This is a genomic window from Sporosarcina beigongshangi, from assembly GCF_033485195.1.
Taxonomy (GTDB): domain Bacteria; phylum Bacillota; class Bacilli; order Bacillales_A; family Planococcaceae; genus Sporosarcina; species Sporosarcina beigongshangi.
This window is the reverse complement of sequence record NZ_JAWLIR010000006.1, coordinates 128416-141197: the sequence shown is the minus strand read 5'-3', so window position 1 is coordinate 141197 and position 12782 is coordinate 128416. Positions and strand designations below refer to the sequence as shown.

16 protein-coding genes are annotated in these 12782 nt (G+C 42.4%); 7 read left to right on the top strand and 9 right to left on the bottom strand.

Annotated elements, in window-relative coordinates:
- The first annotated feature begins 28 nt into the window (after positions 1-28).
- The 5 genes from R2B77_RS05140 to R2B77_RS05120 all read left to right on the top strand — a co-directional run bounded on the left by R2B77_RS05140 (position 29) and on the right by R2B77_RS05120 (position 4244).
- Positions 29-652, top strand: a complete 624-nt coding sequence (locus R2B77_RS05140) for a glycerol-3-phosphate acyltransferase (RefSeq protein ID WP_203247446.1) — start codon at positions 29-31, stop codon at positions 650-652.
- Between the two features lie 240 nt (positions 653-892).
- Entirely contained in the window at positions 893-1114 is a 222-nt protein-coding gene (locus tag R2B77_RS05135; RefSeq protein WP_203247445.1) for a DUF2187 family protein, read from the top strand.
- Between the two features lie 227 nt (positions 1115-1341).
- Positions 1342-2004, top strand: coding sequence for a lysoplasmalogenase (locus R2B77_RS05130; protein ID WP_203247444.1), 663 nt, complete (start codon positions 1342-1344; stop codon positions 2002-2004).
- A 37-nt stretch (positions 2005-2041) separates the two neighbouring features.
- Positions 2042-3268 carry a peptidase T gene (gene pepT, locus R2B77_RS05125; protein WP_203247443.1) on the top strand — a complete coding sequence of 409 codons (1227 nt, stop codon included), beginning with the start codon at positions 2042-2044 and terminating at the stop codon, positions 3266-3268.
- Positions 3269-3284: 16 nt separating this feature from the next.
- Positions 3285-4244, top strand: coding sequence for a DMT family transporter (locus R2B77_RS05120; protein ID WP_203247442.1), 960 nt, complete (start codon positions 3285-3287; stop codon positions 4242-4244).
- 27 nt (positions 4245-4271) lie between these two features.
- On the opposite strand, the gene R2B77_RS05115 is transcribed toward R2B77_RS05120, so the two are convergent.
- From R2B77_RS05115 to R2B77_RS05105, 3 genes are read right to left on the bottom strand one after another with little or no spacing between them, the layout of a single operon-like run.
- Positions 4272-5366: an ABC transporter substrate-binding protein gene (locus R2B77_RS05115; protein WP_212391487.1), complete on the bottom strand. Its 1095-nt coding sequence runs from the start codon at positions 5364-5366 to the stop codon at positions 4272-4274.
- A 26-nt stretch (positions 5367-5392) separates the two neighbouring features.
- Positions 5393-6181, bottom strand: coding sequence for an ABC transporter ATP-binding protein (locus R2B77_RS05110; protein ID WP_203247440.1), 789 nt, complete (start codon positions 6179-6181; stop codon positions 5393-5395).
- Between the two features lie 4 nt (positions 6182-6185).
- Positions 6186-6986: an ABC transporter permease gene (locus tag R2B77_RS05105; RefSeq protein WP_203247439.1), complete on the bottom strand. Its 801-nt coding sequence runs from the start codon at positions 6984-6986 to the stop codon at positions 6186-6188.
- A gap of 232 nt (positions 6987-7218) precedes the next feature.
- On the opposite strand from R2B77_RS05105, the gene R2B77_RS05100 reads away from it, so the two are divergent.
- Positions 7219-7914, top strand: a complete 696-nt coding sequence (locus tag R2B77_RS05100) for a hypothetical protein (protein WP_203247438.1) — start codon at positions 7219-7221, stop codon at positions 7912-7914.
- Positions 7915-7916: 2 nt separating this feature from the next.
- Here R2B77_RS05100 and R2B77_RS05095 read toward each other — a convergent pair whose 3' ends face one another.
- The 3 genes from R2B77_RS05095 to R2B77_RS05085 form a co-directional block, all read right to left on the bottom strand.
- On the bottom strand, positions 7917-8195 hold the full coding sequence (locus tag R2B77_RS05095; protein ID WP_203247437.1) for a hypothetical protein: 279 nt from the start codon (positions 8193-8195) through the stop codon (positions 7917-7919).
- 181 nt (positions 8196-8376) lie between these two features.
- On the bottom strand, positions 8377-9456 hold the full coding sequence (locus tag R2B77_RS05090) for an AI-2E family transporter (RefSeq protein ID WP_203247436.1): 1080 nt from the start codon (positions 9454-9456) through the stop codon (positions 8377-8379).
- Between the two features lie 182 nt (positions 9457-9638).
- Positions 9639-10484, bottom strand: a complete 846-nt coding sequence (locus R2B77_RS05085) for a VOC family protein (RefSeq protein ID WP_203247435.1) — start codon at positions 10482-10484, stop codon at positions 9639-9641.
- 114 nt (positions 10485-10598) lie between these two features.
- On the opposite strand from R2B77_RS05085, the gene R2B77_RS05080 reads away from it, so the two are divergent.
- Positions 10599-10928 carry a winged helix-turn-helix transcriptional regulator gene (locus tag R2B77_RS05080; RefSeq protein ID WP_203247434.1) on the top strand — a complete coding sequence of 110 codons (330 nt, stop codon included), beginning with the start codon at positions 10599-10601 and terminating at the stop codon, positions 10926-10928.
- A 28-nt stretch (positions 10929-10956) separates the two neighbouring features.
- Here the strand turns inward: R2B77_RS05080 and R2B77_RS05075 are convergent, their stop codons facing one another.
- The 3 genes from R2B77_RS05075 to R2B77_RS05065 all read right to left on the bottom strand — a co-directional run bounded on the left by R2B77_RS05075 (position 10957) and on the right by R2B77_RS05065 (position 12484).
- The gene (locus R2B77_RS05075; RefSeq protein ID WP_203247433.1) at positions 10957-11481 is read right to left on the bottom strand and encodes a P-loop NTPase family protein; all 525 of its coding nucleotides are present in this window, start codon (positions 11479-11481) and stop codon (positions 10957-10959) included.
- A 142-nt stretch (positions 11482-11623) separates the two neighbouring features.
- Positions 11624-11797: a Fe3+ hydroxamate ABC transporter substrate-binding protein gene (locus R2B77_RS05070; protein WP_322555660.1), complete on the bottom strand. Its 174-nt coding sequence runs from the start codon at positions 11795-11797 to the stop codon at positions 11624-11626.
- Positions 11798-11914: 117 nt separating this feature from the next.
- Positions 11915-12484: a nucleotidyltransferase domain-containing protein gene (locus tag R2B77_RS05065; RefSeq protein ID WP_203247432.1), complete on the bottom strand. Its 570-nt coding sequence runs from the start codon at positions 12482-12484 to the stop codon at positions 11915-11917.
- Between the last annotated feature and the right edge of the window lie 298 nt (positions 12485-12782).

Below are 12782 nucleotides of genomic sequence, written 5' to 3'. Positions count from 1 at the left end.
GGATAATCACTAGTTTGGGGGAATTAGTATGTGGCTGTGGGTTATAGCGGTGCTACTGTGCGGATATTTAATCGGATGCTTACATGGTTCGGTTGTTGCAACGAAGATTTCAGGTGTTAATTTAAAAGAAACTGGGGTCAAAAATGCCGGTGCTTCGAACGCTACGATTGTCTTGGGGAAAAAGTTTGGTGCGCTTGTGGCGGCGATTGATATCGGGAAAGGTGCACTTGCTGTGCTGCTTGTACACTTTTTTTCAGGGAATGCGGGATTACCTGCTGATGATGTCGCATTACTACTATTTTTGGTAGGTGCCGCAACTGTTGCCGGACATAACTTTCCGTTTTACATGCAGTTCAACGGTGGCAAAGGAACTGCTACGGTCATCGGCGTATTACTCGCTCTCGATTGGCGTTTCGGGCTCGTTGGATTTGCCTTGTTGGTTGTCGTTGCACTTACGACTAACTTTCTGGTGTTTGGCGTTTTGATGTTATACGTGACATTCTTGACCCTAGCATTTTGGTCAGAAGGCTACTGGCCCATTGTCATTGCAATTGTATTATTCATGCTTGCGATTTGGAAGCATATCGAGAACTTCCAACGGATGAAAGTAGGTAGTGAGAAGCGAGTTTCAGCGGTGTTTAAAAAGAAATGATTGTCGATGAAAAATCTATATTTCAATCATCGACAACGTAATGAGATACGCTCGAAATCCTGTTGGAATCGACATTCCTGCAAATTCCGTCAAAATATGGTATACTAGTTAATAGACAACTTGTGATCTATCATTTTCGTTGAGTTGTGTTTCGTCTTTTATGCCTCGCTTAGGATTTAACCTAAGCATTTTTTACTTTATAAAGGGCAAAGATGAAAATAAACACTAGGGGGAATTCGAATGGCTTTTCCACGTAAGGAAAAAGATGTATCGGATTTTGTCGCAGCGCGCAGAATCGATGAAAAGATTTCGTTTGTCCGTAACGACCATGAAGTAAATGGTACGATTTTTAAAATTCTCGAAAACTCTGTCATTGTGGAGATTTCTTCAAAGGATGCTGAACTCATTGGGGCCGCATCCAATCTAACTGTTGTTGCACACAAGAACTATTCAGTCGTCTGACGATTTTTTAACTGCCTACCACCGGGAAATTTTTCTAGTGGTAGGCAATTTTTTATTTTGGAAAGGTTTGGAGCAAACCGAAGCTACCAATTGGGCAAACTGGATCCCTCTGACGCAAACTCGACTACCTAAATTGAATACGCAGCTACTTCTCAACAGAATCCTATCATCCAGGCAGGATTTTCTTTCCTATTTCTCGAAAGGTATTAGGGAAAGGGGTTGCACGAATGATTCAAAAATTATTACTCACTGCCATTGTGATTACGGGAGCCATCTATATCTTCCTCATTCCATCAGATCCAGTTGGCTTTAAGATTTTCATGAAGCTAATTCCAATGGCACTTATCCTTCTGTTTGCACTGACAACAAGATCATTATTTTCTCGTACATATAAACAGATTGTTACTATGGGGCTTTTTGTCTGCATGATTGCAGACGGCGTTCTCTATTGGTTCATGATTGGACTCGTTACATTTTTCATTGGACATGTTTTTTATATTGTTGCATTTCGTCATATGGCTCGAAAACCTATGCCCATTTGGGCCGCTATTCTACTTATTCTTTATGGAACAGGTATGGCCATTTGGCTCGCTGGATCGCAATTCACAACTGGGCAAACTGTACTTGGCATTGCTATTATCGCTTATATTTGTGCCATTACAACAATGGGCTGGATGGCGATTCGTACACGCATGCCACTATCCATTATCGGCGCGCTACTCTTCATTTTTTCTGATTCTGTACTTGCGATTGACCGATTTGTTCAGGCCATTCCGCATCGTGATGCACTTGTCATGATATCCTATTATGCTGCGCAGGTTTTCATTGCAGCGAGTATCGGTAGTCGTGTTGTAAAGTATTCCGTAAACCGGAACAATCTGATAAGATAGTTGTATCAGATCGTTATCATAGGAGGTATTTTCGGAAATGAAAGAGACATTAATTGATCGCCTTGTACGATACGCAAAAATCGACACGCAATCGGATGCCACTAGCTCGTCAACTCCATCTACAGCTGGACAATGGGACCTGCTTCATGAGTTGCAAAAAGAACTCGCAGACATTGGATTGGAAGACATCACGCTAGATGACAACGGCTATTTGTTTGCGACACTTCCTGCCAATACGGAGCGTGACATTCCTGTCATCGGATTTCTTGCACATGTCGACACAGCAACCGATTATACAGGGAAAAACGTCAAACCACAGCGCATCGACCATTATGATGGCACTGACATACGGCTGAATGTTAATACAGTCATGACAGTGAATGACTTCCCAGAATTAAAAAACTACATTGGGCACACCCTCATTACGACAGATGGCACAACGCTTCTCGGTGCTGATAATAAAGCTGGGATTGCTGAAATCGTAACGGCAATGGAATATTTGATCGCCAATCCAGACATTAAGCATGGCAAGCTACGTATTGCCTTTACACCGGACGAAGAAATTGGTCGTGGGCCTCATAAATTTGACGTTGAAAAATTTGGCGCAAAGTATGCTTACACAATGGATGGTGGTCCACTTGGTGAACTGCAGTATGAGAGCTTCAATGCAGCTGGTGCGAAAGTAACTTTCCACGGCGTCAGTGTTCACCCGGGTTCTGCTAAAAATAAAATGGTGAACTCCATCCTAATCGCCAACAAATTCCAGGTTGCCATGCCGGCAGATGAAATTCCTGAGAAAACAGACGGCTATGAAGGATTTGTCCATCTTATGAATATCAGTGGGGACACGGAAGAAACAACACTTAGCTATATTATCCGTTATTTTGATCGCGAAACATTTGCAGCACGCAAACAGCTAATGCTGGACACAGTGAACCGATTGAAAAAGGAATACGGGGCGCACAGCGTTACCCTTAAAATTGAAGACCAATATTTCAATATGGGCGAAAAAATTGAGCCAGTCATGGAGATTGTCGATATTATGGCCGATGCTTTCAAAAACATCGATGTTGAGCCAAATATCGTACCAATTAGAGGCGGTACAGACGGATCGCAGCTGTCCTATATGGGCATGCCGACGCCGAATATTTTCACTGGCGGTGAAAACTACCACGGCAAATTCGAATATATTTCCGTCGATAATATGGTCAAGGCAACGAATGTGATCATTGAAGCAGTGAAATTATTCGAACAACGTGCATAAGTAAGGGGTATAGCGTATGAGGGAGATTTGGATTGGAATTCTAGCCTCTTTGTTTTTCGCAGTGACATTCATCTTAAATCGAACGATGGAATTATCGGGGGGAAGCTGGCTTTGGAGCTCTTCCCTCCGATATTTCTTTATGGTTCCATTTTTGATTGCCATTGTCGCTTATCGTAAAGGGCTTAGCGATACGAAAAAAGAAATGATTGCAACACCTGCACCATTCTTTATTTGGAGCGTGGTGGCTTTTGTTTTATTTTATGCGCCACTTACATATGCAGCAGCGTATAGTCCAGGCTGGCTTCTTGCTGGCACTTGGCAATTAACGATTGTGGCCGGTGTTTTACTTGCGCCGCTTTTTACAATTATCGTCAAAACGAAGTCCGGGGAGCAGAAAATCCGACAGAAGGTTCCTGCTATTTCACTTTGTATTTCACTTATTATTCTTGTCGGCGTTGTGTTCATTCAAATCCCACATGCTCAAAGTGTTGATATTCGAACGTTGTGGCTCGGCATCATTCCCGTTATCGTCGCTGCGTTTGCCTATCCACTTGGAAATCGAAAGATGATGGAGTTGCTAGGAGGACGGCTTGATACATTTCAGCGTGTTCTTGGGATGACACTTATGACAATGCCTGTTTGGGTTGGTGTGGCCATCTATGCATTCATGACAGTTGGTCCCCCTTCCATCAGCCAGCTCAGTCAATCATTCATCGTTGCCGTCAGCTCAGGTGTCATCGCCACGACGTTATTTTTCATGGCGACTGATCTTGCGAGGAATGACCAAGGAAAACTTGCTGCAGTTGAAGCCACTCAATCGACCGAGCTCATTTTTGCAATGATTGGTGAAATGATTATTATCGGGATTGCACTTCCCGGCCCAATTGCACTCGTGGGGATTGGCGTCATCATTGCTGGAATGGCACTACATAGCTTTCAAACTGCTATTACAAAAAAGAAATTGCCCGTTACCTAATCAAAGGTACAGGCAATTTTTTATTTCCTAACGTTCATATTCCCCAATGGTTTCGACTGCTTTCTCCGTAATCGATGTGTCAATCGCTTTATTTAAATCGACATCTCCACGAATCGCGCCGTTCGCTTTATACGTATCGTACTGCTTTTTAATGTCTTCAATGAACATTTTTCCGTCTGGATCAAGTCCAGTAACGTTCACTTTATCCCAAAGTGCAGGGTCTTTCAATGCCGTATGCTTCGTCATAATTTCGACCACTTCGTCTTTACCAACGTCTTTAATAAAGGCATCGTTATAATCACGAACACCTTTCAAGTAGGCAGACATGAACCGTAATGAAACATCCTGCTCCTCAGACATAAATTGGGGAGAGCCGAGCACCATTGCAATTTGAGATTCTGGCGCATAGTCAGTTGTATCACCAAATCGGACATGGAAACCTTGATCAACACCTTGTGCGATAAGCGGCTCAATATTGAGTGCGGCATCGATTGTTTCTCCATTAATTGCCCCTAGCATACTGCCGAAGTCTCCCATGAGTACGAATTCGACATCATCTTCGGTTAAACCAGCATGCTTAAGCATTTCCTCGTAAATATAGCCGTCAATCGAATTGCGTGATGATACAGCAATTTTCTTCCCTTTAAAATCACTATACTCTTTTATTTCATCGACCATATGATTGCCGATAACAAATGTGAAATAGGATTTACCAGGCACGTTATGCCCTTTATCAGCAATAATTTTGACGTCAATCCCTTGTGCAATCGCATTGAAAAATGATGCTGTTGAAACGCCGCCTGCAATGTCCACTTCACCTGCTGCAAGTGCAGGTAGCATATCATCACTATTGGCGAATTGAGCAAACTCTACCTCAATATTATAGTCTTCAAAATATCCTCTTTCTTTCGCGATATAAAAACCCGCACCAGAAGCCGCACCATCTTCTGCAATAATAACTTTTACCCGCTCGTCAAGTGGCGCCAAATCACCAGAAGGATAGTCCTCCGTCACCGTAACCGGCGCTTTGCCCCCTGGCACTGGCTTCGTCGTCTCTTTTGGAGAACAAGCCCCAGCAACTAACGTAACTGCGAATAACGCCATCAACCATCCACTTTTCATCCACTTCGCCATGGAATCTCTCCTTGTCATTCATTTTCCAACCTTGATCGTTGTACTTCTTCTTGCAGGTGCTGCCATATTTCTACAAACTGTCCTGCCATAACTGGATTTGCCCGAATATCCTCCATTTTTCGCGGACGTGGCATATCAACTTTGATTTCCCGAATAATTCTCCCCGGCTGCGAACTCATAAGCAAAATGCGATCGCTCAGCAATAATGCTTCATCGATACTATGGGTAATAAAAAGAACCGTCTTCCCTGTTTCAGACCAGATCGACAGCAATTCCTCCTGTAGGATGAATTTATTCTGTTCATCAAGCGCAGCAAACGGTTCATCCATCAATAGAATTTCCGGATCATTTGCAAATGCTCGCGCGATACTCACCCGTTGTTTCATTCCCCCGGATAATTCTTTTGGATAAAGAGATGAAAACTTTTCAAGCCCCGTTTTCTTCAAATAGTACGCTGTCCGCTCTTTGATGACTTCCTTCGGCATATGGCGCATTTTCAGACCAAACGCTACATTCTCCTTTACAGTTAGCCACGGAATGATGCCCCTTTCTTGGAACACCATCGACTGAAGCGGACGCTCCTCGCCATCTGTTGCAATCGTAAATTCGCCAATACTTGGATGCTCGAGGCCTGCTAAAATACGGAGAAGTGTTGTTTTCCCGCAACCACTCGGACCTACAAGACAGACAAACTCCCCATCCTCGACCGTTAAATTGATATCATCGAGCGCTGTGACACTCGCTTGTTTTTTATAAAAAGCCTTCGTTAAATTGCGGATGATAATCTTTGTTTTCCTCCCCATCTGCTCACCTCCACGGTAACATTTTCTTCTGAATGCCTCGGAGCACTAACGAGAACAGATAGCCAAAAAACGAAATGAGGATAAGACCTACATACATTTCTTGAAGTAGGAATGCCTTGTAGGAGGTCCAAATCAGATAGCCAATTCCAGACGTAGCCCCCATCATTTCCGCAGCTACAATTGTGAGAAGTGCAATCGCCTGCCCCATTTGAATGCCTTCCAGCATAACTGGCATAGCTCCTGGCAAAGCAATTTTCAGGAAAAAGTTCACTCTTCCTGCTCCATAATTTTTTGCCACATCCAAATAGATTGAGTCGATGTTAATGACGCCAGCAGCCGTGTTAATAACGACAGGAAAAAAGACACTTCCTGCGATTGTTACGACTTTCGACAAATCCCCGATGCCGAAAAGAATGATAATAATGGGGAGCAAAGCAAGTGTAGGAATCGGCATAAGCGCCATCACAATTGGAGACACAAAATGTCGAATCGGCGAATAAAGCCCCATTAGCAACCCGATAATAACGCCCGGTATAACTCCGAGCAGAAATCCAACGAAAATCCGATATAACGACACACCAATATGATTGGCCATTTCACCACTGGCAATCATATCGAAAAACGTGCTGACAATAGCGGAAGGTGGCGGGAAAAAGCGAATATCAAGTATTCCCGTCCTCGACATGAATTCCCACAACAAAAGTAGAAATACCGGCGAGGCGATTGTCAACATTTGTTTCAACCGTTCCTTTGTTTGCCTCTGTCTCCATTCACGCTGTTCAATTTCATATGGATCATATCGCATAGGCCTGTCATCTCTTTTCAACGTTCACCACCTCTTCATTCAAATAATATGTGTCTGCCTAAAAAAGTGTGTTGGGCAAGCGCGGAGGAACGGCTATCTTTGGTGGTTTTGAAACAAAAAAATCCATGGAGCTTGGAGTCTCCGCGGATTTCATAAGACGCTACTATAATTACACACTCAACTTGTCGTTTTAATGTGACGCACATATAATGAAAGCATGACAAACCTAACTGTGGACCAACTCAAACAACTAAATATGTACAGTGTCTATACGGAATCTCCTAATCGAAAACTGTTCACATTTGACACACTACTTGATGTGAATCAAATAGAAGATGTTTTGAATGTTATCCAAGCGGTAAGTAGTAGCCCAAATCAGACCGTCGCCGCCTCATACTTCATGCGCCGCCTCGGCATGTTCGTTGCCATGCAATTTACCAATCTAGCTACCTATGACGAAGTGTGGGACGGAGAAAAAGACCGTCTTGTTTTCGGTGCCAAAGAAGAGTATGGAAAGTTGGCCATTAGTACATTTGCCTTTGCGGAAGATTGGAGATATGTAGAGGACAATGAGCGTCGTGATATCATCAGACTCATTTTAGTCGAAGAGTGTAACGCTGTTATCAAACAGCTTCGCACCATCGCATCCGTATCCCCGCTAACATTATGGGAAAACATTTTCGGTTTCCTTCTTTGGCAATACCATGTATTGCTGTCGAATCCAGGTACCGCTGAAGAAGCCCGCGCTGATCTTAACATGCTGAAAGACGACGCACTGTGGGAAGGTATCGCCCCCCGATCTTTATTTGCCACCTATTTAAAAGGACGCGAACCATCTGCATTGCTGAATACCGAAGTTCGAACAACATGCTGCTTCTCAAAGGATGTTCCTGGCCTCATGCAATGTGGATTTTGCCCACTAAAATGAATTCATTTCTCTCGGTAAGACTTATACCAGACCTTCATTGAATAAATCGTTCCACTCGCCGCAGCGCCATAGAAAAATCCCATGAAAATACCGGCCGGTAAATTTCCAGGGTGACTGATGAAAATGGATAAAATAAGGCCAATAAAGGTAGCAACGGTTGAAAACCAACTTTCAGGTAGTTTGAACAACACTCTCAACAGCAAGATAATTAGAAGAATAGCAGGTATCGCCCAAAAAGCATCCCAAATATTTGTATGGATAACCGGAAATTCAGTCCACATAACATCCATCCTTTTTCCCAATAGCTTATCCAGTTTGCAGGTGATTTCATACATTTGTGAAGATGGGGACTGAGTATAATTCAAGTTCGAGGGAAAGGATTAGACGAGCTGAATGGCTGTCCTATAAAGTTAACATCAAAAAATAAGCCCTTAACATGTCTATGTCAAAGGGCTTATTTCACTATACATTTTTCGTTGCGGCTTGCTGGATATCTCGCCGTCTCTCATAAATGTTTTTCACAATTGCTTTGCCGACTGCATATGTCGGAACAGCAAGAATGATGCCAAGGAAACCACCGATATTACCGGCCGCCAAAATAACGGTGATGACAGTGAGGGGATGGACATCTAATGATTTCCCCATGACATTTGGCGTAATCAGGTTGCTTTCAATTTGTTGGGAAACAACCATAACAACCGCGGCAAGAATACCGACTTTTGGCTCCTGGATAAAGCCTATAATGATAGCAGGCACAGCTGAAATCCATGGCCCGATGAACGGAATGAGATTCATAAATAATCCGAATATCGCGAGTAAAAGTCCATATTGTAGCCCGATGAGTGAATAGCCAATTAACAACATGATACCGACAATAAAACTAATCAGCATTTGTCCTTGAATGTAAGATCGAAGAGCATGATCGATGTCCTGAAGTGTTTTCCGGATCCATTCACGCCGTTCGCCTGAAAAGAAATTATAGATAAAAGGCGCTAATTTCTCGTGATCTTTCAACATAAAGATAAAGAAAAACGGAACGAGAACAAGTAAGAACACCGCTTGCAGGAACGATTGTAGAAACTGGACGATCCACTTACCAAAACCGACTGCAATTGATTGCACTTTTGCTGTAGCACTTTCGATTGATTCCTGGAAACTTTCAGGAATCTGATCTTTATGGCTCCATGCATAATCTGTCATTGCCTCTACTTCCTTGACGAGTTTTGGTGCATTATCAACGAGAGTATTCACTTGTTGTGTTACCATCGGTCCGACGAAGGAAATCACAAGCCATATAACCCCAACCAAACCTATAATTATCGTAAGAATACTCCCCCAACGAGGTACTTTACGCTTTTCCAAAAATCGTTGAATTGGCTCAGTAATGTAGTAAAGTACGCCACCAAGTAATAACGGTAAGAATATGGCTTGTGCAACAATGACCAAAGGCGTAAAAATCCCTTTTATCTCCATAAAGTATTTAATGATTAGCATCGCAAGTAGTATCCCGACACCTACTTGAAACCACAGTTTCTTCGTCACATATTTCACTCCTCTTATACACAACATAATTCCGTTTCATTATTTTTAAGTATACGCTGTTATACGGATGACGTCGAAAGAAGTTTCAAATTATTCATGTATACTAAGAAACATTTGGAAAGTAGAAAAAAAGGGACTCAAACCAATACGGTTCAAAGTCCCTGTTCCTTACCTATAAAATCTTACCCAACCCGTAGCACAATTCGATTGCCAGAAGGGTCTTCCACTACAAACTCACTGCCTCTAGACGCCACGTTCACCCCTAACACCTCCACTTTCGCAAGTGCTTCATTCAACACTGCCTCAGTCGGATAAACGAGCGCAAAGGATTGAAGTCCAACACTGCCTTCAGCTGGACGCGGTGCTCCTACGCCATTCCACGTATTCAAACCAATATGATGATGGTATTTGCCATTCGACATGAACAATGCTTGTGGATAATTCGTAACAACTTCAAAGCCAAGTGCATTATAGAATGTTTCCGTTTCAGGCAAGTGAGCTACGTGCAAATGAACATGACCCATAACTGTCCCAGAAGGAAGTCCATCCCACGTCTGATTTCCACTTTCCGCAACAATACTGTCACCGTCCAATGGATCTGTACTCATCGCGACTTTACCCGCGTCCCAACTCCAAACGGCAGGATCACGATCAATGTAAATTTCAATGCCATTACCGTCTGGGTCTGACAAATAAAGCGCCTCACTCACCAAATGGTCCGAAGCCCCAATTCGTACCTGATGCTCGATAAAATGCTTAATAATTGCACCTAAATCAGCTCGCTTCGGCAGTAACAATGCAAAATGATACAAACCAGCTTTATGTGCCTCTTTCGGCGTAACATGTTCCGGTTGTTCGACAATTAGCAACGGTGTCTTACCATCCGCCGTTAGTACAACCTTATCCGCAGCTTCCTCAAGTACTTTAAAACCAATCACTTCTTTGTAAAATTGGACTGACCTTTCCAAATCTAAAACATTAAGATGTACTTCCCCTGTGTAAATAATCGGTGCTGTATGAAAGTTCATTTATATTCCTCCTTTTTTCACGTTCCGTAAGTAACTTACTTTATGTAACTAACTTTATATGTTATAATAACTATTGTCAACAAGAAAGTTTACAACAAAAGGAGTTGAATGTAGATGAACGAATTTGAACTATGCCCCCGCTTCGAAAAAGCCGTTTCTATCCTAAGCCAACGTTGGACCACCCTTATTTTGTATCAATTAATGACAGGGCCACAGCGTTTTTGTACAATGACCGACAAACTTGGTGTCAGCGGCAAAACATTAACAGAGCGATTGAAAGACCTCGAACAGCAAGGCTTTGTTATCCGTAATGTGTATCCAGAAACACCCGTACGAATTGAATACTCTATAACTGAAAAAGGCATGTCACTCACGCCGATTATGCAAGAAATTGAAAGCTGGTCAAAAACGTGGATTGAGCAAGAAACCATTGTAAAAAGTTAAAGCCGATTAACCTTCAATACAATCGGCTTTACTTCTCTTTATGTACGTACGTCGCCAAAAAACCATCAATCTGTGCAGGTGTTTTCAAGTAATGCACAGTCTTCCCTTCTTCCGCATAACGATCCATTCGCTTCATCATGGCCTTTTTCCGCGCGCCATATGTCGTGACGATGAATTTTAGAAACGCCATGTCCATCTTTTCCTTGCAGCCATCAGCAATATCTTGTCGTGTTTTCCCATGATACTGCACTCTCCGTTTTAACACCCTGTACAAGCAAACCCTCAATGGAAGTTCGAGGTAAATAACGGTGTCTGCGTGCGGCTCGCGAATATAGACTGTCCCTGTATAATTCCCTTCCATAATCCAGCGTTCCTGTTGGACAACTTGTTGCTGTGCTGCTGAAAACTCTTCTGACGGGGCCTCTATCCAATTCGGTTTCCAATATAACCGATCCAAATGCGTCACTTCAATACCTGTCAATTCACCTAATCGGCGCGCAAACGTCGATTTCCCAGCACCAGAAGACACCCCGATGACCATGATTTTATTCATACTGCCGCTCCTTTTCTCATAATTTACGGCACCTCACATTAACTCACCTTAAGGCAAGTTAGGGCACCTAAGGGGGATAAAAAAAGACCGTCTATTGACAGTCATGCTCTTGAATTAAAGCACCCGTTTAGTTGAATAAAGTTTAATAGGATTTATTACTAAAACAGTCTTCACAAATGAATTTTCCTTCGTTTTTTAAATAAGCTTTTATCTCAGTAAAACCCTTTCGCTTTGGGTAACGCATTTTTACAAAAACAACGTCATCTTCCTTAATTTCTTTATCACATACAGTACACTTAGGTTTATCCGACAAAATAACTAATCCTCCTTAGTCAACTAATAATCCCCTTAATACACCTATACGAATAAATTTTATAATAGTTTCACTTAAACTAACCTGCCCCGTTAGTTTAAGAAGAATCGGTGCCACAATTCATAATTCATGAATCCACTCATGTCTAGGAACGTGGACCACAAGCGCCTTGCGTAACCACTCTTTATCTTCCACCTTCAGCAAATCCTTCGCTGCATTAAAATCAGCATGATCCTTCTCACGTGCATTTTTCGCTTTGTATAGCAAAACAACTGCCGGATGCAGATAAGGAATTCCTTCATTTGAATCAAGAAAAAGTGAGCTCTCCGGTAATGAAATCGATGATTCCCTTCTGAATATCCACTCGTCATCCTTCGTTTCATTCAGCAATACTTCTAACCGTTCACCTACCTGTTTATGAACACCGTGAATCTCATGAATCGGCAATTCCAACCACTCTTCTTCCCAAGTGATCAATTCACCCTTCACAGCTTTTTCAAATGACCAATCTGGTAATGCCTTTTTCAGCATATGTTGATCTTCTCGAAATAGGGCAATTTCTATGTCCAAATGGATACGTGTTTCTTTGCCAATGAATAAATCAATCGCCCAACCACCAGCGATTCCCCATTTCCCATGGAATTTCGACATCCATTCATTCACTTTAATGCATGTACTGAAAATCGTCACACCTTCCTCATCGTCTGAAAATCAGCTGAACCCATCGTAAACTCTATTTCCTTCCCAAATCCAAAATTCTTATAAATTAAAGATTCGAGATAAGCATTGCCAAATCCTTTTAATTATCCGTTGCAAAACGAATGAGGTCCCCAAAGTTCTAGTTAGTCAGTCACCCCTCTGCGTAATTGTGTCTAGGCTTTGAATTGTTCTTACTCCCATAGAATACGGAGAGCTTAGTATACCAATCGGAACAAATAACTTAACATTTTTCTGATTAGCATTCCGGAACTCGGGCATAGTAAGATGA